General features: G+C 72.3%; 27 protein-coding genes, 1 pseudogene and 1 riboswitch. Of the genes and pseudogenes, 20 read left to right on the top strand and 8 right to left on the bottom strand.

Features of this window, described 5'->3' with window-relative positions:
• Positions 1–180: 180 nt before the first annotated feature.
• From ACFY8W_RS33365 to ACFY8W_RS33345, 5 genes and pseudogenes are all read left to right on the top strand, one after another.
• Positions 181–2,280: an N-6 DNA methylase gene (locus ACFY8W_RS33365; RefSeq protein WP_391114198.1), complete on the top strand. Its 2,100-nt coding sequence runs from the start codon at positions 181–183 to the stop codon at positions 2,278–2,280.
• Between the two features lie 102 nt (positions 2,281–2,382).
• The gene (locus tag ACFY8W_RS33360) at positions 2,383–3,000 is read left to right on the top strand and encodes a hypothetical protein (RefSeq protein ID WP_391113579.1); all 618 of its coding nucleotides are present in this window, start codon (positions 2,383–2,385) and stop codon (positions 2,998–3,000) included.
• A complete protein-coding gene (locus tag ACFY8W_RS33355) occupies positions 2,997–4,514 on the top strand; it encodes a protein kinase (protein WP_391113576.1) in 1,518 nt (505 codons plus the stop codon). Before ACFY8W_RS33360 ends, ACFY8W_RS33355 begins: the two co-directional genes overlap by 4 nt.
• 121 nt (positions 4,515–4,635) lie before the next feature.
• Positions 4,636–5,034 carry a hypothetical protein gene (locus ACFY8W_RS33350; RefSeq protein WP_391113573.1) on the top strand — a complete coding sequence of 133 codons (399 nt, stop codon included), beginning with the start codon at positions 4,636–4,638 and terminating at the stop codon, positions 5,032–5,034.
• Positions 5,035–5,193: 159 nt separating this feature from the next.
• Positions 5,194–5,322: pseudogene (locus tag ACFY8W_RS33345) on the top strand (LysR family transcriptional regulator); the annotation flags it as partial.
• Positions 5,323–5,356: 34 nt separating this feature from the next.
• Here the strand turns inward: ACFY8W_RS33345 and ACFY8W_RS33340 are convergent.
• Together ACFY8W_RS33340 and ACFY8W_RS33335 are read right to left on the bottom strand one after the other, a co-directional pair.
• Positions 5,357–6,208: an MBL fold metallo-hydrolase gene (locus tag ACFY8W_RS33340; RefSeq protein ID WP_391113570.1), complete on the bottom strand. Its 852-nt coding sequence runs from the start codon at positions 6,206–6,208 to the stop codon at positions 5,357–5,359.
• On the bottom strand, positions 6,205–6,633 hold the full coding sequence (locus ACFY8W_RS33335; protein WP_391113568.1) for a hypothetical protein: 429 nt from the start codon (positions 6,631–6,633) through the stop codon (positions 6,205–6,207). The genes ACFY8W_RS33340 and ACFY8W_RS33335 overlap by 4 nt, the downstream gene beginning before the upstream one ends.
• Before the next feature lie 437 nt (positions 6,634–7,070).
• Here ACFY8W_RS33335 and ACFY8W_RS33330 point away from each other — a divergent pair, with 437 nt between their 5' ends.
• Positions 7,071–7,997 carry a helix-turn-helix domain-containing protein gene (locus ACFY8W_RS33330; RefSeq protein WP_391113565.1) on the top strand — a complete coding sequence of 309 codons (927 nt, stop codon included), beginning with the start codon at positions 7,071–7,073 and terminating at the stop codon, positions 7,995–7,997.
• A 148-nt stretch (positions 7,998–8,145) separates the two neighbouring features.
• Positions 8,146–8,370: a hypothetical protein gene (locus ACFY8W_RS33325; RefSeq protein ID WP_391113562.1), complete on the top strand. Its 225-nt coding sequence runs from the start codon at positions 8,146–8,148 to the stop codon at positions 8,368–8,370.
• Here the strand turns inward: ACFY8W_RS33325 and ACFY8W_RS33320 are convergent.
• Together ACFY8W_RS33320 and ACFY8W_RS33315 are read right to left on the bottom strand one after the other, a co-directional pair.
• Positions 8,354–8,551 carry a DUF397 domain-containing protein gene (locus ACFY8W_RS33320; RefSeq protein WP_391113560.1) on the bottom strand — a complete coding sequence of 66 codons (198 nt, stop codon included), beginning with the start codon at positions 8,549–8,551 and terminating at the stop codon, positions 8,354–8,356. The genes ACFY8W_RS33325 and ACFY8W_RS33320 overlap by 17 nt on opposite strands.
• The gene (locus ACFY8W_RS33315) at positions 8,533–9,375 is read right to left on the bottom strand and encodes a Scr1 family TA system antitoxin-like transcriptional regulator (RefSeq protein ID WP_391114196.1); all 843 of its coding nucleotides are present in this window, start codon (positions 9,373–9,375) and stop codon (positions 8,533–8,535) included. Before ACFY8W_RS33315 ends, ACFY8W_RS33320 begins: the two co-directional genes overlap by 19 nt.
• 225 nt (positions 9,376–9,600) lie before the next feature.
• Here ACFY8W_RS33315 and ACFY8W_RS33310 point away from each other — a divergent pair, with 225 nt between their 5' ends.
• Positions 9,601–9,954, top strand: a complete 354-nt coding sequence (locus ACFY8W_RS33310; RefSeq protein ID WP_391113557.1) for a hypothetical protein — start codon at positions 9,601–9,603, stop codon at positions 9,952–9,954.
• Here ACFY8W_RS33310 and ACFY8W_RS33305 read toward each other — a convergent pair.
• Together ACFY8W_RS33305 and ACFY8W_RS33300 are read right to left on the bottom strand one after the other, a co-directional pair.
• Complete coding sequence (locus ACFY8W_RS33305) at positions 9,930–10,400, bottom strand: carboxymuconolactone decarboxylase family protein (RefSeq protein WP_391113555.1); 471 nt, start codon at positions 10,398–10,400, stop codon at positions 9,930–9,932. The genes ACFY8W_RS33310 and ACFY8W_RS33305 overlap by 25 nt on opposite strands.
• 209 nt (positions 10,401–10,609) lie before the next feature.
• Complete coding sequence (locus ACFY8W_RS33300) at positions 10,610–12,979, bottom strand: YfhO family protein (protein WP_391113552.1); 2,370 nt, start codon at positions 12,977–12,979, stop codon at positions 10,610–10,612.
• 126 nt (positions 12,980–13,105) lie between these two features.
• Here ACFY8W_RS33300 and ACFY8W_RS33295 point away from each other — a divergent pair, with 126 nt between their 5' ends.
• From ACFY8W_RS33295 to ACFY8W_RS33280, 4 genes are all read left to right on the top strand, one after another.
• On the top strand, positions 13,106–14,074 hold the full coding sequence (locus tag ACFY8W_RS33295) for a glycosyltransferase (protein ID WP_391113549.1): 969 nt from the start codon (positions 13,106–13,108) through the stop codon (positions 14,072–14,074).
• A complete protein-coding gene (locus ACFY8W_RS33290) occupies positions 14,071–14,505 on the top strand; it encodes a GtrA family protein (RefSeq protein ID WP_391113547.1) in 435 nt (144 codons plus the stop codon). Before ACFY8W_RS33295 ends, ACFY8W_RS33290 begins: the two co-directional genes overlap by 4 nt.
• A gap of 81 nt (positions 14,506–14,586) precedes the next feature.
• The gene (locus ACFY8W_RS33285; RefSeq protein WP_391113544.1) at positions 14,587–15,225 is read left to right on the top strand and encodes a SurA N-terminal domain-containing protein; all 639 of its coding nucleotides are present in this window, start codon (positions 14,587–14,589) and stop codon (positions 15,223–15,225) included.
• Between the two features lie 19 nt (positions 15,226–15,244).
• A complete protein-coding gene (locus tag ACFY8W_RS33280) occupies positions 15,245–16,246 on the top strand; it encodes a nucleoside triphosphate pyrophosphohydrolase (protein WP_391113541.1) in 1,002 nt (333 codons plus the stop codon).
• A gap of 76 nt (positions 16,247–16,322) precedes the next feature.
• Here ACFY8W_RS33280 and ACFY8W_RS33275 read toward each other — a convergent pair whose 3' ends face one another.
• Positions 16,323–17,513, bottom strand: a complete 1,191-nt coding sequence (locus ACFY8W_RS33275; RefSeq protein WP_391113538.1) for a globin domain-containing protein — start codon at positions 17,511–17,513, stop codon at positions 16,323–16,325.
• A 173-nt stretch (positions 17,514–17,686) separates the two neighbouring features.
• The gene (locus ACFY8W_RS33270; RefSeq protein ID WP_391113535.1) at positions 17,687–18,556 is read right to left on the bottom strand and encodes an alpha/beta fold hydrolase; all 870 of its coding nucleotides are present in this window, start codon (positions 18,554–18,556) and stop codon (positions 17,687–17,689) included.
• Positions 18,557–18,678: 122 nt separating this feature from the next.
• Here ACFY8W_RS33270 and ACFY8W_RS33265 point away from each other — a divergent pair, with 122 nt between their 5' ends.
• The 8 genes from ACFY8W_RS33265 to ACFY8W_RS33230 all read left to right on the top strand — a co-directional run bounded on the left by ACFY8W_RS33265 (position 18,679) and on the right by ACFY8W_RS33230 (position 26,544).
• Positions 18,679–19,287 (top strand): TetR/AcrR family transcriptional regulator C-terminal domain-containing protein, encoded by a 609-nt coding sequence (locus tag ACFY8W_RS33265; protein ID WP_391113533.1) that lies wholly within the window; start codon positions 18,679–18,681, stop codon positions 19,285–19,287.
• Between the two features lie 34 nt (positions 19,288–19,321).
• A complete protein-coding gene (locus tag ACFY8W_RS33260) occupies positions 19,322–20,587 on the top strand; it encodes a cytochrome P450 (protein WP_391113531.1) in 1,266 nt (421 codons plus the stop codon).
• Between the two features lie 119 nt (positions 20,588–20,706).
• Positions 20,707–21,714, top strand: coding sequence for a transglycosylase family protein (locus ACFY8W_RS33255; protein WP_391113528.1), 1,008 nt, complete (start codon positions 20,707–20,709; stop codon positions 21,712–21,714).
• A 258-nt stretch (positions 21,715–21,972) separates the two neighbouring features.
• Positions 21,973–22,146, top strand: a riboswitch (cyclic di-AMP (ydaO/yuaA leader).
• Between the two features lie 3 nt (positions 22,147–22,149).
• Positions 22,150–22,860: a transglycosylase family protein gene (locus ACFY8W_RS33250; RefSeq protein ID WP_391113526.1), complete on the top strand. Its 711-nt coding sequence runs from the start codon at positions 22,150–22,152 to the stop codon at positions 22,858–22,860.
• Between the two features lie 266 nt (positions 22,861–23,126).
• The gene (eno, locus tag ACFY8W_RS33245) at positions 23,127–24,413 is read left to right on the top strand and encodes a phosphopyruvate hydratase (RefSeq protein ID WP_391113523.1); all 1,287 of its coding nucleotides are present in this window, start codon (positions 23,127–23,129) and stop codon (positions 24,411–24,413) included.
• A gap of 152 nt (positions 24,414–24,565) precedes the next feature.
• Entirely contained in the window at positions 24,566–25,036 is a 471-nt protein-coding gene (locus ACFY8W_RS33240; RefSeq protein WP_391113520.1) for a septum formation initiator family protein, read from the top strand.
• Between the two features lie 27 nt (positions 25,037–25,063).
• Positions 25,064–25,609, top strand: a complete 546-nt coding sequence (locus ACFY8W_RS33235) for a DUF501 domain-containing protein (protein ID WP_391113517.1) — start codon at positions 25,064–25,066, stop codon at positions 25,607–25,609.
• Positions 25,606–26,544 carry an exopolyphosphatase gene (locus tag ACFY8W_RS33230; RefSeq protein WP_391113515.1) on the top strand — a complete coding sequence of 313 codons (939 nt, stop codon included), beginning with the start codon at positions 25,606–25,608 and terminating at the stop codon, positions 26,542–26,544. The genes ACFY8W_RS33235 and ACFY8W_RS33230 overlap by 4 nt, the downstream gene beginning before the upstream one ends.
• The last annotated feature ends 43 nt before the right edge of the window (positions 26,545–26,587 follow it).

Genomic DNA, 26,587 nt, shown 5'->3' with positions numbered 1-26,587 from the left:
AGTGAGTTTGTCTGGCGCGATGAATCAATGACAGCAGAAGCTGTGAACCGAGTCAACACAATTCACGGGATACGGCGCCGCTCACGCTGTGAAGGGGTGGCTCTTGCGTTCGTCAGTAAGATCGGTGTCACAGGTCAGGCGGGACGAGAGGAGTGGCAGGTGCCGGAGAGCGCAGCAGAGGTGACCGCCGCGGGCATCGCCCGCCTCGCGGGGGTCGGCCGGGCGGCCGTGAGCAACTGGCGCCGCCGGCACGCCGACTTCCCCAAGCCGGTCGGTGGCACGGAGACCAGCCCTTCATTCGCCCTCACCGACGTCGAGGCCTGGCTGCGGGCCCAGGGCAAGCTCGCCGAGGTCCCGCTCGGCGAGCGCGTCTGGCAGCAGGTCGCCGGCCATCCTTCCGGCGCCGTCACCGGCCTGGTCCACGCGGGCTGTGTGCTCCTCCTCGTCCGTGACCGGGCGGCGGCCTGGCCGGCGCTCGCCGCGGCGCCCGACGAGCGGCTCGGCGAGCTGCTCCCCGTGCCGCTGGAGGAGACGCTGACCGAGCGGTTCGGCGTCGAACGGGCCGTCCGCACGCCCCCCGCGCCCGAACTCGCCGCTTCCGTCCCGCTCGTGCGCGCGGTGGCGGAACTGGCCGCGGAGACCAGCCCCCGCGAGACCTTCGAGTTCCTGCTCGGCCGCCATCTGGACGCCAACCCGCGCCAGTACACGCTCACCCCGCCCGGCCCCGCCGCCCTCATGGCGGCGCTCGCCGGCCCCGCCGCGACCGTCCTCGACCCCGCCTGCGGCACCGGTGCCCTGCTCGGCACGGCGGCCGCCGCCAGGGGCTCCGCGGTCACCGCCCTCCACGGCCAGGACGCCGACCCCGACCTGGCCGCGCTGACCGCCCTGCGCCTCGCGCTCGCCACCGACGCCACCGGTCCCCGCCGCGTCGACGTCCAGGTGCTCGCCGGCGACACCCTGCGCGCCGACGCCTTCCCCGCGCTCACCGCCGACGCCGTGCTCTGCCACCCGCCGTTCAACGAGCGCAACTGGGGCCACGACGAACTCGCCTACGACCCGCGCTGGGAGTACGGCTTCCCGGCCCGCACCGAGTCCGAACTGGCCTGGGTGCAGCACGCCCTGGCCCGGCTGCGCCCCGGCGGCACCGCCGTCCTCCTCATGCCGCCCGCCGCCGCCTCCCGCCGCTCGGGCCGCCGCGTCCGCGCCGACCTGCTGCGCCGCGGCGCGCTGCGGGCCGTCGTCGCCCTGCCGGCCGGCGCGGCCCCGCCGTACGGCATCCCGCTGCACCTGTGGGTGCTGCGCAAGCCCGTCGCCGGCGAGCGCCCGCCCGCCGAGCTGCTGCTCGTCGACACCGCGCCCGAGACCGTCGCGGGCGTCGGCACCGCCGGCTCCGGCAGCGGCCGTGACCGGCTCGACTGGCCCGCCGTGGAAAGCGCCGTCCTGGGCGCCTGGCGGCCCTTCGACCGTGACGGCACCCTTCCCGAGACGCCCGGCGAGAGCCGCTCCGTGCCCGTCGTCGAACTCCTCGACGACGACGTGGACCTGGCGCCCGCCCGTCATCTGCCGCCGCCCGCCGCCGCCGAGGGCGCGGCGCAGCTGGCCGGGGTGCGCGAGCGGCTCACGGAGACCCTGTGCCGCACCCGCGAGCTGACGCCGCCGCCCGCCGCCGAGTCCGGTGCGGCGCCCGGCGTCCGCATGACCGCGACGACGGTCGGCGAGCTCGCCCGCGCGGGCGCCCTGACCCTGCGCGCCGGAGGCACGGGCACGGCACCCGCCGGGCCCGCCGCGGCGCCCGTCCGGGTCCTCACCGACACCGACGTCCTGGCCGGCCACGCACCCTCCGGCACCCTGCCCGAGGCCCCGCCCGAGGGCCCCGCCGAGGAGCCCGTGCTGCTCGCCGCGGGCGACGTCGTCGTGCCGGTCCTCGGCGGCGGCTCCGTCGCCCGGGTCGTCGACGCCGCCACCGCGGGCGCCGCCCTCGGCCGCAACGTCCACCTGCTGCGCCCCGACCCGGCCGCCCTCGACCCGTGGTTCCTGGCCGGTTTCCTGCGCGCCACCGCCAACAGCCGCCAGGCCAGCTCGTACGCCTCGACCGCGACCCGGCTCGACGTCCGCCGCCTCCAGCTGCCCCGGCTGCCGCTCCACGAGCAGCGGCGCTACGGAAACCGGTTCCGGGCCCTCGCGGAGTTCGAGGAGGCGCTGCGGCTCGCGGGCCGGCTCGGCGAACAGCTGGTGCAGGGCATGTACGACGGGCTGGCGGACGGCACGGTCGCGCCCTGACCGGACCCTGATCGTCCGTTCCGTACAACCCTGGAGCCGATGTCGGAGTCGGTGTATACGCTCGTCTCCGACAGTCGGCTGACCAGATGACCAGGAGCAGGAATGTACGGCCAGGGCTATCCGGCGCCGCCCGCGCCGCAGCAGCAGCGGGGCGTTCCGACCTCGGTCATCGTGCTGCGGGTGCTGTTCGCCGTGCTGCCGCTCCTCAGCCTCGGCATGCTCACCTGGGTGACCGCCCTGCGGATCGGCCTCCTGACCCGCCGGGTGGTGGACTGGATCCTGCTCGGGGTGTCGGTGGCGGTGATCGTCGCCACCTTCGTCCTGCTGCCGGAGGACGAGAACGACAAGTCCCTCCAGGGTGACCTCGTCATCGGGATGGTGCTGCTCAGCGCGGTCGCGTTCACGGCGTACTACCTGGTGGTGGACATCCGCCACGACCACACGCGGCCCCGCCCGTACGGGCCGGCCGCGGTGCCGCCGCCGTACAACCCGTACGCGGCGACCGTGCCGCAGCACCACCAGGCCTACGGCTATCCCCAGCCCCAGCCCCAATCCGGAGTCCAGCCCCAGCCCGGAGTCCAGCCCCAGCCCGTGGCCCGGCCCGCCCACCAGCCCCAGCCTCAACCGCAGGCCGTCACCCCGCCGAGCCCCCGCATCCACCAGGTGCGCGCCGAGCTCGACGAGCTGAGCGACCTGCTCCGCAAGGACGAGCGGCAGTGAACGGCCGGGTCGTCGGCGGGCGTTACGAGCTGGCCACCCTGATCGGCCAGGGCGGCATGGGCCAGGTCTGGACGGCGTACGACGGCCGCCTCGACCGCCGGGTCGCCGTGAAGCTCCTCAGCCCCGCCGCCATCAGCGGCCCCGCGACGGCCGCCGACGAGCTGCGGCGCCGCTTCGTGCGCGAGTGCCGGGTCACCGCCCAGGTCGACCACCCCGGTCTCGTCACCGTGCACGACGCGGGCAGCGACGGCGACGACCTCTATCTGGTCATGCAGTACGTGGAAGGCGCCGACCTCGCCGACCACCTCGCCGAGCACGACCCCTATCCGTGGCCGTGGGCGGTCTCCGTCGCCGCCCAGCTGTGCGCCGTCCTGGAGGCCGTGCACGCGGTGCCGATCGTGCACCGCGACCTCAAGCCGCGGAACGTGATGGTCCGCCCGGACGGCACGGTCACCGTGCTCGACCTGGGCGTGGCGTCCGTGCTCGACTCCGACACCACCCGCCTCACCCACACCGGCTCGCCCATCGGCAGCCCCGCCTACATGGCGCCCGAGCAGGCCATGGGCGGCGCCGTCGGCCCGTACACGGACCTGTACGCGCTCGGCGTGCTCCTCCACGAACTCCTCAGCGGCAACGTGCCCTTCGCCGGCTCCACCGCGCTCGGTGTGCTGCACCGCCATCTCCACGAGGCGCCCGTGCCGGTCCGCCGGCTGCGCCCCGAGGTGCCCGAGGCCCTGGAGGCGCTCGTCCTGCGGCTCCTCGCGAAGGACCCGCAGGCGCGGCCGTCCGGTGCGCAGGAGGTGTACGAGGAGCTGCTGCCGCTCCTGCCCGCGCGCGGCGCGGCCGGGCCGTCGGGCCCGCTCGACCCGACCCGCCCGTTCCGCCGCCCGCACGCGCCCTGGCCCGACCGTTCGGCGCGGGTCCCTGCGGCGGCCCCGCCGCCGGTGGCCCCGGCGTCCCCGCGGCCCGACGTGGCCGCGGCCGTGGACGAGGTGAAGCGGCTGCTCGGCGAGGGCTCCATCACCCAGGCCGTGGACATCCTCGGCGGCATCCTGCCGGCCGCCGCCGCGGAGCACGGCGAGCGGTCGCCGGTCGTCCGGATCCTGCGCAAGCAGTACGCGTCCACGCTCATGGACGACGGCCAGTACCGCCGGGCCCTGCCCGAGCTGCGCCGGCTCGCCGAGGACCGCGCGGCGGAGGCCGGCCCGGCCGACCCGCAGACCGTCCAGTACCGCTACGACGCGGCGCTGTGCCTGGAGCAGCTGGGCGATCCGGTCGCCGCGCTCACGGAGTTCCGCGCGCTCCTGCCGTACTACGAGCAGGACGCCCGGGCCTTCGACATCCGGCACCGGATCGGGCTGTTGCTGCTCGCGACGGGCGACCACGCGGGGGCGGCGTCCCAGTTGGGCGCTCTTTTGTACGACGTGGAGCGGACCCACGGCCCGTATCACCCGCTTGCGGCCGATTTGCGGCGTGTGCTGGAGCGGCAGCAGCAGATGGGGCGCGGCTTCTGACGGTTCGGCAGCATCACGACTGCGTACCGGATTCGCCAACGGAGAGCATTGGTCCATTTTGGTCGTTTTGCGCTGTGTAACGTGCGCGTTCGATCATGTCCACGCCGTCCAAGGATCCTTCATGACCACGCCTCCGCCGTCCGACCCGTTCGCCGCCGCGCCCGGGCAGCCCGAGCCCGCCCCGCAGAAGAAGGGTGGCGGCCTGCTGAAGAAGATCGGCGGCTTCGTCGTCCTGGTGATCGTCGCCCTCGCCTGGAAGTTCGGTGTCCCGTACCTGACCGGTGACGCCCCGGTCCACGCCAAGGTCGGCGAGTGCGTGATCGTGACCGGTCCGGACAACGCTCCGGAGGTCGAGACCCAGGACTGCTCCTCGGGCAAGGCCGACCTCTACAAGGTCGCTGAGGTCCACGAGGACACCTACGACGCGGAGAAGTGCGACCGGACCAAGTACTCGGCGCTGCAGCAGCAGCTGGGCTCGGACAAGTTCGTCCTCTGCCTCGAAGAGGTCGCGGCCAAGTAAGCAGCCGTATGCAGAAGGGGCCGGCCCGTCGGGGCCGGCCCCTTCCGCGTGCGTACGCCTTCCGCGTGCGACAGCATCATCGCCGCCTTCGCCCGGCAGGGGCCGGGACGGCGGGTCGAGATGCGCCAGGCCGCCTGGTCCGACCCGAGCGCGGACCCCGCCCGCTTCCACGCCCGCCCCGGCGTCGTCTACCGCCCCGTCACCGGCGTGGGCCCCAGCCGCGTCGCCGTCGCCTGGACACCGGCCGACGACACCGACCCGCCCGTCCAGGACTCCGTCCGCTGCTGCACGCCCGGGGGAGCGCCCTTCGCGTCGCCGCCGGTCACGTCGCCGACGGCCGCGGCTGCTCCGGCGGAACCGAGCTCTCGGCAACCGCCATCCACTGGTCCAGGTCGGCCTGCGTGAATTCCGTCCACGGCGGGATCTCGGGGAGCCGGCGCAGGAGGTCGTAGGCCTCGGAGATCTGAGGGCCGCGGAGGACCGGGCAGTGGCAGCCGGCGATGACGGCGGCGTCCAGGTGCTGGAAGTCGCTGACCACCGTCCCGAACTTCTCCGCGTCCAGCAGGGCGACCCAGGGGGAGACCAGGCGCCCGCCGAAGTACTGGCCGTCGCGGAATTCGTCCGGCGACAGCTCCGCCGTCTCGGGCAGGGGGGCCGGCACGTTCGTGGCGAAGGTGTCCACGGACCACAGGACGCTGGTCTTCCGGTCGAAGAGCGAGCGGGTCGTGGGGTTGTCGTACAGCGGCGGCCGTTTGGCGACCAGGGTCCGGTCACCCGCGTCGATCGTGTCGCCGTCCGTCATGAAGCGGCACCGGTTGATGGGAGTCTCCCACTCCTCGGCCATGCGGCCGATGGAGAACCACGTCGTCAGCAGGGTCGCGTTCGGGCATTCGGCCAGGACCGCCAGGAGGTTGCCGGCATGGTCGCGGTCGTCGTGGGTGAGGAAGATCCACCGCACGTCCAGGGGGTCGACGACGGACCAGGCCGCCTCCAGCCACTGGGAGCGCACCGCGGGCGCCCCGGTGTCCACGAGGATCGGTTCGGTTCCGCGGATGACCATCGAGTTCATCGGGAAGTGGCCGACCGGCGGGGCCTCGAGGGCCCACGGGATGACGAAGGTCTCCTCGGCGATCTTGTACGGTTCCAGGAGGCTGAAACTCTCCGTGCTCGTCATCGCTGCTCTCCCTGGGGTGGAGTCGGGGCAGCGTCCATGACTCCAGTGCAGCCCCGTCCCGGACCGTCGTCAAACGGGCGCCGCCAGCCCTGCGGCGCCGGGCGGTGGAACTCCAGGGCGATGGTGTCCGGATCCTTGAAATTGAGATGAAGTCCCCCGGAGGGGTCCTCGACGACGTCCGAGTGCGGGATCTCCTGCTCGTCCAGCCGGGCCTCCCACGCCTCGATCGCCGCCTGATCCGCGGCGTGGAAGGCCAGGTGGCCGAGGACCCGGGTCGGGTCGAAGACGTCCGACGGGTTCGTCCCCTCGTGCGTACGGAATCCGATGACCGCGACGGGGGAGGCGACGGCCACGAACGGGCCGAACTCGTCCACGATGTCGAGGACCATCTGCCCGCAAGACGCCGACCGGGTCGCGGAGTTCACGTGGTCAGGCCGGACCGTGGCACGGCGCGATCCGGTGTGTCGGTCGATCACCCCAAAGCACTGGGGAAAGAAACCAACCCCAACCCGACCCCACCCCCACCTGCAGACCCCGGGGCCTTTCGTCGGCAACGCGTGGGCGATCGTCACCCACATGAGCGAATTGGTCCAACTGGGCTGGATTCGTGACCTTTTGCCTGGCATATGCTCGCGGCGACCCAGAAAAGCTTCGGCCCCCGTCCGGGACTGTCACTCCCGACCGAGGGCCTGGCCAACGAGGAAGAAAGCCCTTCCCGATGGATACCCAGCACCCTAGCGGCCGCCGCCGCGCCGTGCCCGCGACTCCCCGAACTGCCACCCGATCCGGTGTCACTCACGTCAAAATCCCGCAGAGCTACGGCTTCTCGGTTATCGACAACGGGCTGATTCAGAACGCCCGGTTGTCGTTCCTTGCCAGAGCCCTCTCCGCCTACATCCAGTCGCTCCCCGAGGGCTCCTGCATCTCCATCCGCGCGCTCGCCGCCGAGTCCCCCGAGGAGGGCGAGGTCCGCATCGCCGCCGCGCTGCGGGAGCTGGAGGAGCACGGTTACCTGGATCGCATCCGGGTCCGGCTCCCCAACGGCCGGGTGGTCACCCAGACGATCTCCTACAACTGTCCGGCGGCCCGCGATGCGGCCCGCCAGGCGGCCCGCCAGGCCTGCGGCGAACCGGCCCCGGCCCCGGCCCCGGCTCCGGCTCCGGCGCTTGCCCAGGACCCCGACCGGGGCTGGGACCTTGACCGGGGTCCCGGCCGGGACTGGGACCCCGGCCCGGACCCTGCCCCCGGCCCGGACTGGGAGCCTGACGCGGATCCCGACCCCGGCCCGGACTGGGAGCCCGATCCCGACCCCGACCCCGGCCCGCCGTCGGGTGGCGGCGCCCCCGCGCCCGTTCACCCGCCCGCACCCGCACCCGCACCAGTACCCGTGCTCGTGCCCGTAGGCGTGCGGAAGGCGGCCCCGCCGTCGGAGCCGCCCACCGGCCCGGCCGCCGAGCTGTTGCTCGGTCTGCGGGCCCTCGAACCCCGCCTGACGCTCTCCGTGCGAGACGTCCACCGTCTCGCGCCGGGCGTGGAAGCGTGGTTCGCCCGGGGCTGCAAGCCCGACGCCGTACGCCGCGCCCTCACCGCCGACCTGCCCGTACCGCTGAGGCATCCGGCCGGCCTGCTCGCCCACCGCCTGACCGCACTGCTCCCGCCGCCCCTGCCCGCCCGCCCTCCGGCACCCGACCCGCTCCAGAACTGCGAGGTCTGCGACCACGCCTTCCGCGCGCCGGCGCCGGGGGTCTGCGGTGGATGCCGCCCGCCGACACAGGAGCGGGCCGCGTGACCGACGTGATGGGTAGGCGGGCATACGTGAAGCGGACCACGCTCAAGATCGATGAGTCGCTGGACGCCCGGATGCGGCACGAGGCCGCCGGGCGCGGGATGACGGAGTCGGAGTGGACGCGGGCGGCGATCGCCGACCACCGGAGGGAGTGTTCACCGTCGAGGCGGTGCACCCGGCCGACCGGCTCCGGATCGCCGAGCTCACGGCTCAGTACGCGGGCTTCCCGCTGGGCCTCGTCGACGCGTCGGTCATCGCCTGCGCCGAACGCCTCGACGCCACGGAAGTGGCGGCCGTGGACCGCCGCCACTTCGGGGCGGTACGCCCGGCCCACGTCGAGGCGTTCACACTGCTGCCGCTCAGTCCCCGGACTTGACCCCGTCCACGAACGCGGACCAGGCGGCGGCCTGGAAGAGGAGGGCGGGGCCGGCGGGGTTCTTGCTGTCGCGGACGGGGACGAGGGGGAGGTCGTCGGCGACCTCCAGGCAGGCGCCGCCGTCGTCATTACTGTGTGAGCTCTTGCGCCAGCTGATGGTGCTCAGATCGATGGCTCGCACTGTGCTTCCTCCAACGTACGCATGATGAACTTCCGTGAATCCGCCGGGGAAAGGGCCAGATCGCGAGCTCGATCGTAACGGAGCTGCAAGAGGTCCACGTCGGACGTTCCTTCGATCAGGCTGCCGGCGTAACTGGTCTCCACCCACGCCACTACACGACCGTCCGCGAGTCTCAGGAACGTCACATGGGTGCCGTTCAGCGCGTACAGCCCAACGGAGTTCGGGACCACCTGAATGATGACGTTCCTGCGATCGCCGACCTCCAGTAGGTGCCTCAACTGGTCCTGCCATTGCGCCGAATCCGACAGCGATGTGCGCAGTACGTTCTCCGAGAGGATCGTCCGCATGCCAAGGGCGTTGGGCCCCGTCAGCAGTTCTTGCCGTCCGAGGCGTGCCTTGATCTGGCGTTCCAGTTCGTTGCCTTCCAGGAGCCCCGTCTTCATCAGTTCGCGTGCGTAGGTCTCGGTCTGCAGCAGGCCCGGCATCACGCAGGCGGCGTAGTGCCAGAGGCTGATCGCCTCCGCCTCCAACGCCATGTACTGGCGGTACTTCGCCCGGAACTGAGTCTGGTCCCCCGCCGCCAGCTCCCACAGCGCCAGTAACAGCCCCGGTAGCCCGTAGTACGCGTCCAGCGCTTCCACAACCTCCGGGCCGCCGATCGTCTCGCCCTTCTCCATCTTCGAGAACAGCGTCGCGTCCCACCCCAGCGCCGACCCCAACGCCCGGTAACTCAGCTTGCGTTCCAGCCGCAGCTTCTTCAGTTCCTCCGCAAAGCGCTTGCGCGGCTCCTGGCTACGACCCGTGATCACCCGTCTCGGCGGCATCGCAACACGCACCTCTCCTGGAAGGTGTGGAATTACCGGATCGGCGACGGGGAACTACAGCCGCCAAACCGGCCTCCCCAACCTGCCCCGGGTCCATATTCGACATGCCCCATCACGGAGGGTAGTCCAACACCTGGAGCGGTTGTCATGGAGTGCGGCGATTTTGTGTACGACGAAGTGGCTTGTGTGGTAGGGGAGTTCCGGGGTCACACCGGGCGCCACGTGATGCTCCGTCCGCTCGGCGGCGGGCGCGAATGGCAGGCCGATCCCGCCCACCTCAGGCCCGCGACGCAGGACGAACGCCTCAGCGCGGGTGTGCGTGCGGTGAACGAGCGGGCGCGGGCCGCGGCGGTCGCGTTCCTGGACGTGGAGCTTCCGGCGCCGCCCGAGCCCGTACCGGGGTGTGCGGAGTGTGACGGTCTGGCGGACCGGCGGCGCCGGGCGTGGCTGCGCTACGACGGGAGCGGCGAGGCGGACGCGAACGTGCTCCTCCGCCGTCATCTGGCGGAGGAGCACGGGGTGGAGCACGAGGAGGTACGGGGCGGGGGCGCCGGTCAGCCGAACTGGCCGACCTTGTAGTCGCCGCCGGGCATCTGGAGCATGACGTTCATGCGGTTGAACGCGTTGATGATGGCGATCAGGCCGACGAGGGCGAGCAGCTGGTCCTCGTCGTAGTACTTCGCCGCGTTCTGCCAGGCGTCGTCCGGGATGCCGGTGCCGTCGGCGATGCGGGTGCCGAGCTCGGCCAGTTCGAGGGCGGCGCGCTCGGCCTCGGTGAACACCTTGGCCTCGCGCCACGCGCCGACCATGAGCAGCCGCTGCGTGGTCTCGCCGGCCGCCTCCGCCTCCTTGGTGTGCATGTCGAGGCAGAAGGCGCAGCCGTTGATCTGGCTGGCGCGGATCTTCACCAGTTCCTGGGTCGACTCCGGCAGGCCGGTCTCGGTCAGGGCGTTGCCGGCTGCCGCGAGGTGCTTGACGATCTTGCCGGAGACCGCACTGGCGAAGGGGTTGAGGCGGGGTTCCATGAGGGGCTCCTTGTGTGCCGTTGTCATCGTCGCTACACCCCTATGACGAGACGGCCGGAGGGACTGTGACACGGCTGGATGTGACCTGGGTCACGTGAGGACTCTGCGGGCCCTGGCGTGCAGGGCACGCCGGCGGACTTTCCCCTCGGCGCGGCAGACGCCTCGGTCGTAGCCGTCGCCGAGCTATTGGCGTGCGCGATGTCGCCGCGCTAGACCGGCGCCACTTCCTCGTCGTGCGGCCTCGGCACGTCGACGTGCTCACTCTGCTGCCCTGGTTCCCGCCGGCGCCGCCGGTCCCACAGCACCCAGCCGCCCAGCACCAGCAGTGACGCGAGCGCCGTCGCCAGGCCCGGGCGCAGGCCCGGTGGGCGGAAGTCGCAGGAGACCTCCCGCCGGTCCGCCGTGACCGGCACCGACACCAGTCCGCCGTACGAGGCCGCCGGCCGCCCGTCGCAGCGCCAGCCGGGGATCCCCGGGGCCGAGAGGACGACCGTGCCGGTCGTGCCGGGGCGGAGGGTGGCGCGGAAGCCGGTGTCCGTGACGTCGACGGCGGTCGGGGCGGTGGCGCGCAGGGCGGTGACGGCGGCGCGCAGGCGCGTGTGGTCCAGGCAGGCCGGCTCGCCCTTCGGCGGGATCTCGGGGCGCAGGCCCGGGACCTTCTGGACGCCCAGTGACACCAGGGCCGCCCGCCACTTCAGGAGCTGCCCGCGGAGCTTCACCGTGCGGTCGCCGAGCCGCGCCGTGCCCGTGAAGTCGGGCGACCAGAAGAAGACCTCGGTGCCGACGCGGCACGCGCCGTCCGCCCCCGGGGGCTCGTACACCCGGGCGCCGAGCAGGAGTTCCTGGTTGCGGAAGGGCGAGGGGCCGTACACCGGGGCCGGGCCGGGCGGCCGTACCGTCACCAGGGGCAGCGCCGGGCCCGTACGGACCGGCTCGCCGTCCCGCAGCCGCGCGCCGACCGCGAACAGCGCGTCGGTCACCGGGTTGTCCAGGCTCTGCAGGTTGCGGCCGCGGGAGGTCCAGCCCACGCCGAGCGCGGCCATGGTGCGGGTGAGGACGTCGGGCGTGAGGCTGCTGTAGTAGGCGCCGCCCTGGCCGCCCAGCATCATCGGCTCGTTGCCGGTGGTCTGCGGGAGGCCGGAGTCGGTGCGGTACGCGGGCCAGCCGTCGGCCTCCGCGAGCGCGGCGGCCCGCCGGGAGTCGGCCGCGCTCCACGCCGGGTAGTCGTCGAGCCGCGCGAGCCGTTCCTTGTCGCCCCACGCCGTCGTCGCCGAGGCCTGCGCCACGAGGACCGCGGCGAGCAGCGGAAGAGCGAGTCGCCGGTGCCGTACGAGAGCGGCCGCGAGGCCCGCCGCGAACAGCGCCAGGCCCCACACCGTCGTCTGCTCGCTGCCCAGAGCCGCGAGCGCGAGCACGCCCACCACGGCCACGCCGCCGAGAACCGACCGCCGGTCCGGCGGCCCGTCGGCGAGCGCGGCCCACGCCGCCAGGACCAGGACGCCCGCCAGGACGAAGGTCTGGCGGTACGGGCTGCCGTTGGGCGTCGCGAAGACGTGCCAGACCAGGTGCGTCGGGCCCCACTGCAGCGACAGCGCGACCCCGGCGACCACCGCGGGCCACAGCCACCTCCGCCGGAAGAGCAGGGACGCGGCGAGCACCGGCACCGCGGTGAAGACGAACAGCGCCGGCGTCGAGAAGCCGTACGTGACGGGCATCAGGCGGGCCGCCAGGTCCGCGCCGCCCGCCGGCGCGAAGTCCCGTACGACGCCCGGATACGCGTACCGCGTCCCGAGGAACACCGGCACCAGGACCGGCGCGGCGAGGCCCACGCCCAGGACCACGGTCACGGCGCCCCGCAGGGCCACCCGCCACCGGGGCGCCGTCACGATCAGCACCAGGGCCGCGCCGAGCGTCGCCATGTAGGCGGTGTAGAAGTTCGCGGTCCAGCAGAGCGCGACCACCAGCGGACCGAGCAGCGGGCGCCGTCCCTCCCGTACCCACGCGCCCACCAGGCAGAGCAGCGGGAAGGCGATCAGGCCGTCCATCCACATGGGGTTGTAGACGGCCTCCAGGAGCGCCCAGCCGCACAGCCCGTAGGCGGCGCCGAGCAGTCCCGCGCCCCACCACATCCGCGGATCGGCGCCGGGCCGCACCCGCGGCAGCGCGCACGCCATAGCGGCCGCCGCGGTCGCCATCTTCAGGACGGTGACCGCGTAGAGCGCGTTCGCGAGGTCCGCGCGCGGCGCGAGCGCGACCAGCGGGGCGAAGGGGCTGGTCAGGTAGGTGCCGAGGTCGGGCAGGAAACTGGTGCCCCAGCCCGACTGCCAGTTCAGGAGCAGCCCGCCGTCGGCCCGCCCGTGCAGCAGGTCCCACAGGTGGGCGTGGAACGGCAGGAACTGGTTGCCCAGGTCGTTGACGCTGCGCCGGTGCGGGCCGAACGGGAAGGTTTGGGCGACGGCGTCCCCGGCGCACACGGCGACGGCGGTGAGCAGCGCCGCCAGCAGGGGCGCCCGTCCGGCGGCCCGTCCGGCGGCGACCCCGGCGGTCCGTCCGGCGGTACGCGGTTTCGGGATCTTCATCGTCTCCCGAATATCGCATCCCGAATGCGCGAAATCGTCCACGGGGTCAGGTAGTTCATTCAATGGTCGCCTCGGCGTCACCGGTGGAATCCGGCGGCGACATCCGGACCGGTTGTCGTGTCGTGCGTGCTGCTCTCGATCGTGGTCCCGTGCTTCAACGAAGAAGAGATCATCGGTCGCTTCCACGACCAGGTGACGGCCGAACTCTCCCGCTCCGACGGAGAATTCGAGATCGTTTACGTGGACGACGGAAGCCGTGACCGAACGCTGCCCCTCCTGGAGGAGATCGCCGCAGGCGATCCCCGGGCGCGCTACGTCTCCTTCAGCCGCAACTTCGGCAAGGAGGCCGCCATGCTGGCCGGCCTCCGGCACGCGGCGGGCGACGCCGTCGTCATCATGGACGCCGACCTCCAGCACCCGCCGGAGCTCGTGCACCGCATGCTCACGCTGCACGCCGAGGGATACGACCAGGTCATCGCCCGGCGCACCCGCACCGGCGACCGGGTCACCCGCACCGTGACCGCCCGCGCCTACTACTGGGCGATCAACCGGCTGGTGGACGTCGAGCTGGTCGACGGCGTCGGCGACTTCCGGCTGCTTTCCCGTCGCACGGTCGACTCGATTCTCGAACTGACCGAATACAACCGTTTCTCGAAGGGCCTGTTCGCCTGGGTCGGATTCCGGACGACCACCTTCGAGTACGAGAATGCGGTCCGTGAGCAGGGACGTTCGAAATGGACGTTCGGAAAGCTGCTCAACTACGGTCTCGACGGCCTTCTCTCGTTCAACAACAAGCCGCTCAGGGCCGCCGTCTATCTCGGCCTGATCCTGGTCGCCGTGGCATTCGCGTACGCCGCCTGGATCGTCGGTGTCGCCCTGGTGAACGGCGTGGAGACGCCCGGCTATGTCACCCTGCTCGTGACGGTCACCGCGCTCGCCGGCGTCCAGATGGTGATGCTGGGACTGGTGGGCGAGTACGTCGGCCGCATCTACTACGAGGTGAAGCGGCGCCCGCACTACCTGGTGAAGGCGACGAACACGCGGGTGCCCGCCCCCGCGACCGCCCCCCGCGACGAGGAGCTCGTCCGTCGATGACGACGACCTGGCAGGTGCTGCGCTTCGGCCTCGTCGGCGTCGTCAACACCGGTACGTACTACGGGCTCTACCTGCTCCTCGGCCTGCGGCTGCCGTACATCGCCGCCCACGTCGTCGCGTTCGCGCTGTCCATGGTCGGCTCCTTCTTCCTCACCTCGTACTTCACCTACCGCACCCGCCCCACCTGGAAGAAGTTCCTGCTCTTCCCGCTGACCAACGCGGCGAACTTCGTCGTCACCACCGTCGGCGTCTACGTCCTCGTCGACCTGATGGGCGTCGACAGCCGCTACGCGCCGCTGCTCGCCGCCGCGGCCGCGATTCCCGTGACGTTTCTGCTCTCACGGACGATCATGCTGGGACCCGACACCACCCGAACACGTGAGTCGTTGACCGAGTCGACCGAATCAACCGAGACAGTCGCTTCCAAGTAGTGGCCCAGGCCACGGCGACTGCCTAGCATTGATCACCGCACGGTCGTCCCACTGACGCACGACCCACGCCGGGAGGCTCCTTTGCACCGCCGCACTGCGCTCTCCGTCTCCGCCGCCCTGCTCGCCGCGGCCCCGCTGCTCACCGCCTGCGGCAGTGACGCCCACCCGGGCGCGGCAGCCGTCGTCGGCGGACAGCGGATCGAGGTCTCCAGCCTGCAGGCCCAGGTCGAGGACGTGCGCGCGGCGCAGCAGGCCTCGCCGAACGCGTCCCAGCTGATCAGGGAGACCGGCGACCTCAGCCGCCGGAAGCTGCACGACATGATCTTCGACCGGGTGGCCGCGAAGGTCGCCGAGGACAACGGGATCACCGCGAGCCGCGCCGAGATCCAGCAGGCCCGGGGCGAGTTCGTCCGCCAGAGCGGCGGCGAGCAGCAGCTGCGGGCCGCGCTGCTCCAGCAGCGGGGAGTGGCGCCGGACCAGGTCGACGAGGTCGCCCGCCGGGCCGTGCTGATGAACAAGATCGCCGCGAAGCTGGGCGCCGGCAACACCCCCGAGGGCCAGAAGAAGCTCACGGACGCGTTCAGCCAGGCCTCCAAGGAGCTCAGGATCGACGTGAACCCGCGCTACGGCAGCTGGGACGACGAGAAGATCCAGCTGGCCACGTACACGGCGCCGTGGGTGCGGCAGATCAGCCAGACCGCCCCGGAGGCGGGTGCCTGAGCCGGGGTAGGTTCGAGGGGTGAACGCTGACACCTCCGACACCTCCGGCAACACCGACCCCTCCGGCACCGGCCGCATCGTCCTGCTCACCGCCAGCCACCGGGTGGCGCCCGGGCTGCTCTCCTGGCCCGCCTGGCAGGCGCTGCGCACGGCGGACCGGGTGCTGTGCCCGGACGCGGACCACCCGCAGCTGCCGTACCTGCGGGAGGCCGGGGTCGCCGCCGAGGTGCTGCGGCCCTCCGCGCAGGAGCTGGTCGAGGCGTGCGCCGGAGGCCGCACGGTCGTCGTGCTGCCGTCGGGCGAGGGCGACGCGGCGCTCACCGACGGGCTCGCGCGGATGGCCGGCTCCGGCCGGTTCGCGATGCCCGACCTGGAGCTGCTGCCCGGTTCGTACGACCTGCCGGGTGCCCGGCTGCTCGACCTCGTGCAGGTCATGGACCGGATCCGCCGCGAATGCCCGTGGTCCTCGCGGCAGACCCACGAGGGCCTCGCGAAGTACGGCATCGAGGAGGCCTACGAGCTGGTCGAGGCCATCGAGGACGGCGACCGCGAGGCGCTGCGCGAGGAGCTCGGCGACGTGCTGCTCCAGGTGGTCTTCCACGCCCGGATCGCGGAGGAGGCCGCGGAGGAGCCGTTCTCGGTCGACGACGTGGCCGCGACGATCGTGGAGAAGCTGATCCACCGCCACCCGCACGTGTTCGGCGACGCGACCGCCGAGACCCCGGAGGACGTCAAGGAGCACTGGCTGCGGACCAAGGCCGCCGAGAAGCAGCGGGAGTCGGTGACCGACGGCGTGCCGCTCGGCCAGCCGGGCCTCGCCCTCGCGTCGAAGCTCGCGGGCCGCGTCCGCACGGCCGGTCTCGACGTGCCCCCGCCCACCGGCGAGGGCATCGGCTACGAACTCCTCGCCCTCGCGGTACGGGCCGAGTCCGCGGGCGTCGACCCGGAAGCGGCCCTGCGCGCGGCGGGCCGGCTCTACCGGGACGCGATCCGGGCGGCGGAGGGCGTGACGGAGGCGTAACGCCGCCCCCTCCCTCTCGTGGGCCCGCCCGTTCCGCCCCGGCGGGACGACTGCCCGTCCAGGGGTCCCGGACCCGTCAGGGCTGGCGGGCGCCGGGGTTGTGCCAGTGGAGCTGTGGCGGTTCGAGCAGCCACTCGGCGCGGGTGCTCGGGCGGGTGGAGAAGCGGCCCACGGCCGGCAGCCGGTCGTGGAAGATCCGGTCCGGATCGGCGCCGAGGTCCGTCAGCTCCTCGGTGACCTCGGTGAGCAGACCGGGCGGCCCGGCGAGATAGACGTCGTGGGCGGGCCAGTGCACGGCGGCGCGCAGCGCCTGGACGAGCCGGTCGGTGGCCTGGTCGCGAGGACGGCCGGGAGCGGCGGTGATGTAGGTGACGTGGAGCCCGGGGATCAGCCCGGCGAGGCGGTCCACGTCGCCCCGCCCGTACAGGTACTCCTTGGCGCGGGCGACCAGGAACAGCCGTCCTTCCAGGCGCGGTTCGTCCTCCGCCGCCTCTTCGAGCAGCGCCCGCACCGGCGCCCAGCCGGTGCCGCCCGCTATGTAGGTGCGGGGCTTGCCGGGCGGGGTCCGGGCGGTCAGCGCGCCGCCCGCCGCGGACAGCCGCAGCGTCTCGCCCACCCGCAGCCGCTCGGTGAGGGCGGTGCTCATCAGCCCGCCCCTGATCCGGCTGACGTGCAGTTCGAGCGTGCCGTCGGGGCGGGGCGCGTTGGCGAGCGAGTAGGTGCGCCAGACCCGGGGCACGTGGAGCGTGCTGACGCTTACGTACTGCCCGGCGGCGTACGGGTAGGGGCGGCGGGGCCGCAGGGTGAGCAGCGTGAGGTCCTCCCCGTACCGCTCGTGACCCACGACGTCGGCGTCCCACCAGGCCGGCTCGCCGTCCGCGACGGACGCGTCGGCCCCGGCCTTCATCAGGTCGGCGACGAAGCCGTAGGCCTCGGTCCAGGCCTTCTCGGCCTCGACGGTCCAGGCGGCGCCGGCGGCGTGCGCGAAGGCGGCGAGCAGGCTGGCGCCGACCGCGCTGTAGAGCGCGGGAGTGGCCAGGAACTTGCGGTGGTCGCGGCCCAGCTCGCCGAGGTAGCCCGTCAGGTCCGGGTCCTCCAGACGCGTCACGACATGGGTCAGCGCGGCGAACAGCCGGTCCCGCTGCGGCGCCAGGTCCTGCGGAAACAGCTCGCGGACGCCCGGGTTGTGCCAGAAGAGGTGCGAGTAGAAGAAGGTGACGGCGTGCTCGGCCCGTCTCTCGACGACCGCGAACGTGCTTCTGAGCAAATGGGCATCCACGCGGTGAATCTAAGCCACTCAGCGTCACCGCGCGGGCCTACTTCGCACTTCACCTGCGGACTCGGCACCTCACATGTGTCACCTTCACCGACCCGACCACCCGCTCCGGCTCCCGGCGCGGCCCGGGCGGGACGACATGCCCGGGCTTGCGCAGACCGTGCTCACGCCGCGTGCCCCTCGCCGGCCGTGGCGGACTCGGCGGCGGGGGCGGAGGTGGCTGACTCGGCGAAGAAGTCGGCGAGGGCCGGGGCCAGGACCTCCGGGGCGATGGCGTGTTCCTCGCCGGGAAAGACCCGCAGGGTGTAGTTGCCGGCCGAGGCGGCCAGCTCCCGCGCCCCGGTCAGCATGTGCGGCGCGCCCGCGTCGCCGCTGCCGACGAGGACGGGCACGGTCACCGAGGCCCAGCGCCCGACCGGCAGGGGCCGGCCGGACATGGTGTCGCCCATGATCCGGCCGTCGTACGGGAGGGTGCGGGCGACGGCCTCCATGCCGGCCCAGAACGGCGCCTGCCGCATGCCCGCGACGACCTCCTCGGGCAGTCCGACGGCCGCCGTCATGAAGTGGGCGACCGCGTCCCCGTACGCCTCCTTCGCCACCAGCTCCGTCAGGCGCTCGACGTAGTCGTCGGGCAGCGGTGGGCGGCTGTCGTCGGTGACGAACGGCGGCTCGTAGAGCGCGAGTCGGGAGACGGCGCTGCCCCGGGCGGTGGCCTCCAGGGCGAGGACGGCGCCGGAGGACATGCCGAAGACCATGGCCGATCCGCCGGCCGGGCCCTGGATCAGCGCGTCCAGGTCCTCGACCTCGCGCCGCACGTCGTAGACGGGCGAGTCGCCGCTGTCGCCGCGGCCCCGGCGGTCGTAGGTGAGGACGGTGAAGCGTTCGGCGAGCAGCGTGGCGAGACCGGCGGAGTCGCCGCGGGTCATGAAGGCCCCGCCGACGAGGACCACGGAGGGTCCGGAGCCCCGGCGCTCGTAGGCGATGACGGTGCCGTCGGCGGAGGTGACCGTCGCGGAAGGCGTGTCGATGGACATGAGGATCCCTTCCCCCAGGAGATCTTGGGAACTGGACCGTACAGTACCCGTTCGGGTACTGGTCGGTCCAGTACTCTTTCGGGTGCGGGGAAGGCGACGAAGGAAGACAGAAGGAGCTGACGATGGACGCCCGATCGGCGCGCAAGCACCAGTCGATCCTGGAGGCCGCGACGGAGGTGTTCCTGTCCAAGGGATACGCGGGGACGAGCATGGACGACATCGCCAGGCTGGCGGCGGTGTCGAAGCAGACGGTCTACAAGCACTTCGCCGACAAGGAGAAGCTGTTCGCCGAGATCGTCCTGGCCACCACCGACGGCATCGACGGCATGATCGACGCGGTGGCGGACGTCCCCGTCGACCCGGCGGGCCTGGAGGACGGCCTGCTCCGGCTGGCCCGACGGTTCACGGTCACGCTCACGCAGCCCCACGTGCTCCGGCTGCGCCGGCTGATCATCGCCAACGCCGACCAGTTCCCCGAGCTCGGCGCCACGTGGTACGAGCGGGGCTTCGAGCGGGTACTCGCCAACCTCGCGGACACCTTCCGGCGGCTCGCCGACGCCGGACTGCTCAGGACCGACGACCCGCTCCTCGCTGCACACCACTTCGCCGGACTCCTGCTCTGGATCCCGGTGAACAAGGCGATGTTCCACGGCAGCGCGCAGCACGACGACGCCGACCTGGAGCGCTACGCCGCCGAGGGCGTCCGCGTCTTCCTCGCCGCCTACCGCTGAGCGGCCCCGCCGGGACGCCTTGTACGGTCGGAGGGTGAGCACCACCCCGCCGCCCGTACCTCCCGCCCCCGAGCTCTTCACCTGGGAGTTCGCCACCGACCCGTACCCGTCCTACGCCTGGCTGCGCGAGCACGCGCCCGTGCACAAGGCCACCCTGCCCAGCGGGGTCGAGGCCTGGCTGGTGACGCGGTACGGGGACGCCCGGCAGGCGCTGGCCGACCAGCGGCTCTCGAAGAATCCCGCGCATCACGACGAGCCCGCGCACGCCAAGGGCAAGACGGGCATTCCCGGCGAGCGCAAGGCCGAGCTGATGACGCATCTGCTCAACATCGACCCGCCGGACCACACCCGGCTGCGGCGCCTGGTCTCGAAGGCGTTCACGCCGCGCCGGGTGGCGGAGTTCGCGCCGCGCGTGCAGGAGCTGACGGACCACCTCATCGACGGCTTCGCCGCGCGGGGGAGCGCGGACCTCATCCACGAGTTCGCCTTCCCGCTGCCCATCTACGCGATCTGCGACCTGCTCGGCGTCCCGCGCGAGGACCAGGACGACTTCCGGGACTGGGCCGGGATGATGATCCGGCACGGCGGCGGACCGCGCGGCGGCGTGGCGCGCTCGGTGAAGAAGATGCGCGGCTACCTCGCCGAGCTCATCCACCGCAAGCGGGAAGGCCTGGGGCAAGGAGAGGACGACGACCTGATCTCCGGGCTGATCCGCGCCTCCGACCACGGCGAGCACCTCACCGAGAACGAGGCCGCCGCCATGGCGTTCATCCTCCTCTTCGCCGGGTTCGAGACCACCGTGAACCTCATCGGCAACGGCGTGTACGCGCTGCTGCGCAACCCCGGGCAGCGGGCCCGGCTCCAGAACTCGCTGGCCGCCGGGGAGACCGGGCTCCTGGAGACCGGCGTCGAGGAGCTGCTGCGCTACGACGGGCCGGTGGAGCTCGCGACCTGGCGCTTCGCGACCGAGGCGCTGACCATCGGCGGGCAGGAGATCCCGGCGGGCGATCCGGTGCTCGTGGTGCTCGCCTCGGCCGACCGGGATCCGGCGCGGTTCGACGGGCCGGACACCCTGGACCTCGCACGGCGGGACAACCAGCACCTCGGGTACGGGCACGGCATCCACTACTGCCTGGGAGCGCCGCTGGCGCGCCTGGAGGGGCAGACCGCGCTCGCGACGCTCCTGACTCGCCTGCCCGATCTGCGACTTGGCGCAGACCCGGCGGAACTGCGCTGGCGCGGCGGGCTCATCATGCGCGGACTTCGCACGCTTCCGGTGGAATTCTCCCCCGCACCCTGACTGACATCCCGTCAATACTGTGATGTTTACGTGATCTGCGCTGCATCAGCTTGTGACTCACGTTCGAATGCCGCTACTTTCACCCGCAGTCTCAGCTGTCACGCGAAAGGGCATTCCGCATGCGCTCCGGAAACGGACGACACCGCAGACCCCGCCAGGCCCCCGCCATCGTCGTCGCCGCGGGTGTGACCGGCTCGGCCCTGGCGTTGCCGCTGCTCGCCACGGGTTCCGCATCCGCCGCCGACGCCGCCACGTGGGACCGCGTCGCCGAGTGCGAGTCGGGCGGGGCCTGGAGCGCCAACTTCGGCAACGGGCTCTACGGAGGGCTCCAGTTCACCCAGGAGAGCTGGGAGCGCCACGGCGGCCTCGCCTACGCGCCGAGCGCGGACCTCGCGAGCCGCGCCCAGCAGATCGCCGTCGCGGACAAGGCGCTCGCGGCCGGTGACAACCAGTGGGCCACCTGCGCCCCGATCGCCGGCCTGACCAACGACGGCAAGGCGCCCGCCGTCGACCCGGGCCCGGGCACGCCCGCCGAGGAGTCGGCGGGCCCCCGCCCCGAGTCGAACCGGACCGACGGCCTGCCCGCCGGCTCCACCGCGACGGCTCCCGAGCCCTCGGCCACGACCACCACCCCGGCGGCTCCCGCCACCCCGACGGGCCCGGCGTCCGGCACTCCCTCGACGGGCACGCCGACCACGCCCGCCACCCCCGCGACGCCCGGTACGCCCGGTACGCCCGACACGTCGGTTACGCCCGGTACTCCGGAAACGCCGGACGCGACCGCTCCCGGCACCGGCAAGCACCGAGGTGACGCCGCGACAGAAGAACCGGGCATGACGGACACCGCGCCCGAATCCGGACGCCACGCGGCCCCGGACGCGACCCCGGCCGACAAGGCGGGCGAAAGTGCCGAGGGTTCGAGGGACGCCGACAAGACGGACAAGCCGGACGAATACACCGTTCAGCCGGGTGACAGCCTGTCGGGCATTGCGCAGGAGAACGGCCTCACCGGCGGCTGGGCCGCCCTCTATGACGCCAACAAGAAGACGGTCGGCTCCGACCCCGACCTCATCCTCCCTGGTCAGAGCCTGGAGTTGGAGCTCGACGAGCTCGTGGGCAAGGGGTAGTTCGCGGCTGAATGTCCGCTTCTGTGCAAGTGAGACATGGGTCTCTCTTGCCGAACGGGCGTGTCACGACCGCAAACTTTGCCGAGGTCGCCCCTCACCTGCGCAAACACCTCCTGACGGAGTGCAAGTAGGGGCGATTTTCCCGGGTTGATGCCCTTTGAACTTCTCCCGGGTGTGTGTCTACGGTCGTGACCGCTCGCCACCGCGGGCCCCGCCGACCGGTACGCCGAATCCTGCCGCCGGACGGAGGGAACAGTCGTCGCGCAAGCGCCGAAGGCAGGAGCGGGGGACCCAAGGTAAGTGCCGGCCCCGGCCGTTGAGACAGACGGCCGACGACCGGCTTGGGGTGAAGCCGCGTGCTAGGACACGCGGCCGGGCAACTCACTCGCCCGAACCCGACAGCTCACCTCGTAGGCGTCGGTGAGGAGAACTTCCATGCTGCTTTCCGGCAAGGGCAAACACCGCCGTTCCTCCAAGGCCACCCGCGCCATCGCGCTCGCCGGTGCCGCCGGTGTCGCCGTCGCGGCCCCGCTGATGGCCGCCGGCACCGCCTCGGCCGCCACGGCCTCCGAATGGGACGCCGTCGCCCAGTGCGAGTCCGGCGGCAACTGGTCCATCAACACCGGCAACGGCTACTACGGCGGCCTGCAGTTCTCGGCCTCCACCTGGGCCGCGTACGGCGGCACCGCCTACGCCGCGACCGCCGACCAGGCCTCCAAGTCGCAGCAGATCGCCATCGCCGAGAAGGTCCTCGCGGGCCAGGGCAAGGGCGCGTGGCCGAGCTGTGGCGTGGGCCTCTCCGGCGCCACGTACAGCGGCGGCTCCGCCGAGAGCACCACCACCGCTCCGAAGCGCTCCACCGAGCAGCCGACGACCCGCAGCGAGCAGCGCCAGGCCCCGAAGCAGTCCGCCCCGAAGCAGACCGCCCCGAAGAAGGCCGACGCCAAGAAGACCGTCACCACCCCGACCGGCAAGAAGGTCAAGAAGGGTGACGGCGAGTACAAGGTCGTCGCCGGCGACACCCTCAGCAAGATCGCCCAGGCGCACGGCGTCAAGGGCGGATGGGCCAAGCTCTTCGAGCTGAACAAGGACGTCGTCGACGACGCCGACCTGATCTACCCGGGCCAGCAGCTCCACCTCAAGTGAGCCTGCCGACCCACCCGCGGTGAGTGACCACCCCGGTCCGGAGTGCCCTTCCCCCGTGCGCTCCGGGCCGGGGTTTCCTCGTCCCCGGACCCTACCGATGAGTAGGTAAGGGGTCTTTCGTCCTCAGATGCATGCCCTTGGGTCCTTTTTCGTCCCAGGGGGCGGGCGCCCGGCTGGCCGGAGCCCCCGGGCCGGTTAGGCTCGTGTCGCAAGGCGTACGAGACCTTGCCGCATGCGTCACAACCAGCGTCACATCCCAGAAGGAGATGCTCGTGCCGTCCATCGACGTCGTCGTAGCCCGGGAAATCCTGGACTCCCGAGGCAACCCCACGGTCGAGGTCGAGGTCGGCCTCGACGACGGCAGCACCGGCCGTGCTGCCGTTCCGTCCGGTGCCTCCACCGGTGCGTTCGAGGCCCTCGAGCTCCGCGACGGTGACCCCAACCGTTACCAGGGCAAGGGCGTGGAGAAGGCCGTTCTCGCCGTCATCGAGCAGATCGGCCCGGAGCTCGTCGGTTACGACGCCACCGAGCAGCGCCTGATCGACCAGGCGATGTTCGACCTGGACGCCACCCCGGACAAGTCCTCGCTCGGCGCCAACGCCATCCTCGGCGTCTCCCTCGCCGTCGCGCACGCCGCCTCCGAGGCCTCCGACCTGCCGCTCTTCCGCTACCTCGGCGGCCCGAACGCGCACCTGCTGCCCGTTCCGATGATGAACATCCTGAACGGCGGCTCGCACGCCGACTCCAACGTGGACATCCAGGAGTTCATGATCGCGCCGATCGGCGCGGAGTCCTTCTCCGAGGCCCTGCGCTGGGGCACCGAGGTCTACCACACCCTCAAGTCCGTCCTGAAGACCAAGGGCCTGTCCACCGGCCTCGGCGACGAGGGCGGCTTCGCCCCGAACCTGGACTCCAACCGCGCCGCGCTCGACCTCATCGTCGAGGCCATCAAGCAGGCCGGCTACGTCCCGGGCAAGGACATCGCGCTCGCGCTCGACTGCGCCGCCTCCGAGTTCTACAAGGACGGCAAGTACGAGTTCGAGGGCAAGTCCCGCTCGGCCGCCGAGATGACCGAGTACTACGAGGAGCTCGTCGCCGCGTACCCGCTGGTCTCCATCGAGGACCCGCTGTTCGAGGACGACTGGGCCGGCTGGAAGGCCATTACCGAGAAGCTCGGCACCAAGGTGCAGCTCGTCGGCGACGACCTGTTCGTCACCAACCCGGAGCGCCTCGCCCGCGGCATCGAGGAGGGCAGCGCCAACGCCCTCCTGGTCAAGGTCAACCAGATCGGCTCGCTGACCGAGACCCTGGACGCCGTCGAGCTGGCCCAGCGCAACGGCTTCAAGTGCATGATGTCCCACCGCTCCGGCGAGACCGAGGACGTCACCATCGCCGACCTGGCCGTCGCCACCAACTGCGGCCAGATCAAGACCGGCGCCCCGGCCCGCTCCGAGCGCGTCGCCAAGTACAACCAGCTGCTGCGCATCGAGGAGATCCTCGACGACGCCGCGGTCTACGCCGGCCGCAGCGCCTTCCCGCGCTTCAAGGGCTGAGCGGCCAGGGCTGACCTGCCCTGACGCCGTCGACACGCGGCTTGCGCCCGGAGAACTGAATAGGGCGCAAAGGCGTAGCGAAGCGAAGCGTCCCCGCACTCGGTCCCGTACCGTGTGCGGGGACGCACGTGTGATCAGGGGAGGCACTGGACATGGCCGTGAAGGACCGGGACCGGTTCTCGACCGCGACCCGGATCAGGCTGCTCGGCGAGCAGACCGCCGCCCGTGTCTACCGCTCCCAGACCCGCCGTCAGGCCCGCCGCTCCCGGCTCACCGGCCGCGCGGCGTTCCTCGCGCTCGTCGTCTGCTCGCTCGTGGTGGCGCTCGCCTACCCCATGCGGCAGTACGTCTCCCAGCAGGGCGAGATCGCCGATCAGGAGCGCAGGGCCGCCGAGGCGGCGCAGCGGGTGGAGGAGCTGCGGGACGAGAAGGCCCGCCTCCAGGACCCGGCCTACGTCCGCCGCCTCGCCCGCGAGCACCTGCACTACGTGATGCCCGGCGAGACCGGCTTCACCGTGAACGACCCCGAGGCCGAGCAGCGGCCCCGGACCGAGCAGGGCGCGTCGGACCGTCCCTGGTACGACAACCTGTGGGACGGCGTGGACCGCGCCGACCGCCCGTAACCCCTCCACTCCCTCAGCAAGGCAGACATGGAAACGCCCCCTCCGCAGACCGAACGCACCGAGCCCACCGCCGCGGACGTCGCCGCGTTCGAGGAGCAGCTCGGCCGGCCGCCGCGTGGCCTGCGCGCCATCGCGCACCGCTGCCCGTGCGGCAACCCGGACGTCGTCGAGACCGCGCCCCGGCTTCCCGACGGCACGCCGTTCCCGACCACGTACTACCTGACCTGCCCGCGCGCCGCCTCCGCGATCGGCACGCTGGAGGCCAACGGGGTCATGAAGGAGATGCAGGCCCGGCTCGCCACCGACCCGGAGCTCGCCGCCGCCTACCGGGCCGCACACGAGGACTACATCGCGCGCCGCGACGCCATCGAGGTCCTGGAGGGCTTCCCGAGCGCCGGCGGCATGCCGGACCGGGTCAAGTGCCTGCACGTGCTCGTCGGCCACTCGCTGGCCGCGGGTCCGGGCGTGAACCCGTTCGGCGACGAGGCCCTCGCGATGCTGCCGGAGTGGTGGGCGAAGGGCCCGTGCGTGACGCCGTGCGCCGACAAGGACGAGGAAGAAGGAGCGAAGTGACCAGGGTCGCGGCAATCGACTGCGGGACGAACTCCATCCGCCTCCTGGTCGCCGACGTGGCCGCGCCCGACAGCGCCTCCGGCGCGGGCTCGACCGGCGAGCTGGTCGAGCTGGACCGGCGGATGACGATCGTCCGCCTCGGCCAGGGCGTGGACAAGACCGGCCGCCTGGCGCCGGAGGCCCTCGAGCGGACCTTCGCCGCCTGCCGCGCGTACGCCGAGGTCATCGAGGAGCTGGGGGCGCACAAGCTCCGCTTCGTCGCCACCTCCGCCTCCCGCGACGCCGAGAACCGCGAGGACTTCGTCAACGGCGTCGTCGGGATCCTGGGCGTGGAGCCCGAGGTCATCACCGGCGACCAGGAGGCCGAGTTCTCCTTCACCGGCGCCACCGGCGAACTGCACGGCGACGACCGCCGCCTGGTCGTGGACATCGGCGGCGGCTCGACCGAGTTCGTCGTCGGCAACAAGCACGTCGAGGCCGCCCGTTCCGTGGACATCGGCTGCGTACGGCTCACCGAACGGCACGTCCGGAACGACCCGCCGACCGCCGAGGAGATCGCCGCGATCCGCGCCGACGTCCGGGCGGCGATGGACCTGGCCGCCGAGAGCGTGCCGATCACCGAGGCCGAGACCCTGGTCGGGCTGGCCGGTTCGGTCACCACGGTCGCCGCCATCGCGCTGGGCCTGGAGGAGTACGACTCCACGCGGATCCACCACGCGCGGATCTCCCGCGCGCAGGTCGACGAGGTGGTGTCCCGGCTGCTCGCGTCCACGCACGACGAGCGCGCCGCGATCCCCGTGATCCACCCCGGCCGGGTCGACGTGATCATCGCCGGAGCGCTGGTCCTGGCCGAGATCATGGAGCGCACCGGGGCCGCCGAGGTCGTGGTCAGCGAGCACGACATCCTCGATGGGATCGCTCTATCCGTCGCATAGCGGGCGCCTATGAGCCCCTGTGAACGGCGTCGGACGGGGGCGC

This window comes from Streptomyces sp. NPDC012637 (assembly GCF_042954805.1).
Classification (GTDB): Bacteria; Actinomycetota; Actinomycetes; order Streptomycetales; family Streptomycetaceae; genus Streptomyces.
The sequence above is the reverse complement of the archived record's forward strand: the minus strand, read 5'-3'. Positions and strand labels throughout refer to the sequence as shown.

Excerpts from the sequence above, each read along its gene's own strand:
- ACFY8W_RS33235 (WP_391113517.1), top strand. The coding sequence starts at position 25,064 with ATGGAAACGCCCCCTCCGCAGACCGAACGCACCGAGCCCACCGCCGCG.
- ACFY8W_RS33360 (WP_391113579.1), top strand. The coding sequence starts at position 2,383 with ATGTACGGCCAGGGCTATCCGGCGCCGCCCGCGCCGCAGCAGCAGCGG.
- ACFY8W_RS33290 (WP_391113547.1), top strand. The coding sequence starts at position 14,071 with ATGACGACGACCTGGCAGGTGCTGCGCTTCGGCCTCGTCGGCGTCGTC.
- ACFY8W_RS33340 (WP_391113570.1), bottom strand. The coding sequence starts at position 6,208 with ATGACGAGCACGGAGAGTTTCAGCCTCCTGGAACCGTACAAGATCGCC.
- ACFY8W_RS33265 (WP_391113533.1), top strand. The coding sequence starts at position 18,679 with ATGGACGCCCGATCGGCGCGCAAGCACCAGTCGATCCTGGAGGCCGCG.
- ACFY8W_RS33305 (WP_391113555.1), bottom strand. The coding sequence starts at position 10,400 with ATGGAACCCCGCCTCAACCCCTTCGCCAGTGCGGTCTCCGGCAAGATC.
- ACFY8W_RS33315 (WP_391114196.1), bottom strand. The coding sequence starts at position 9,375 with ATGCCGCCGAGACGGGTGATCACGGGTCGTAGCCAGGAGCCGCGCAAG.
- ACFY8W_RS33350 (WP_391113573.1), top strand. The coding sequence starts at position 4,636 with ATGACCACGCCTCCGCCGTCCGACCCGTTCGCCGCCGCGCCCGGGCAG.
- eno (WP_391113523.1), top strand. The coding sequence starts at position 23,127 with ATGCTCGTGCCGTCCATCGACGTCGTCGTAGCCCGGGAAATCCTGGAC.
- ACFY8W_RS33310 (WP_391113557.1), top strand. The coding sequence starts at position 9,601 with ATGCTCCGTCCGCTCGGCGGCGGGCGCGAATGGCAGGCCGATCCCGCC.
- ACFY8W_RS33270 (WP_391113535.1), bottom strand. The coding sequence starts at position 18,556 with ATGTCCATCGACACGCCTTCCGCGACGGTCACCTCCGCCGACGGCACC.
- ACFY8W_RS33240 (WP_391113520.1), top strand. The coding sequence starts at position 24,566 with ATGGCCGTGAAGGACCGGGACCGGTTCTCGACCGCGACCCGGATCAGG.
- ACFY8W_RS33255 (WP_391113528.1), top strand. The coding sequence starts at position 20,707 with ATGCGCTCCGGAAACGGACGACACCGCAGACCCCGCCAGGCCCCCGCC.
- ACFY8W_RS33250 (WP_391113526.1), top strand. The coding sequence starts at position 22,150 with ATGCTGCTTTCCGGCAAGGGCAAACACCGCCGTTCCTCCAAGGCCACC.
- ACFY8W_RS33300 (WP_391113552.1), bottom strand. The coding sequence starts at position 12,979 with ATGAAGATCCCGAAACCGCGTACCGCCGGACGGACCGCCGGGGTCGCC.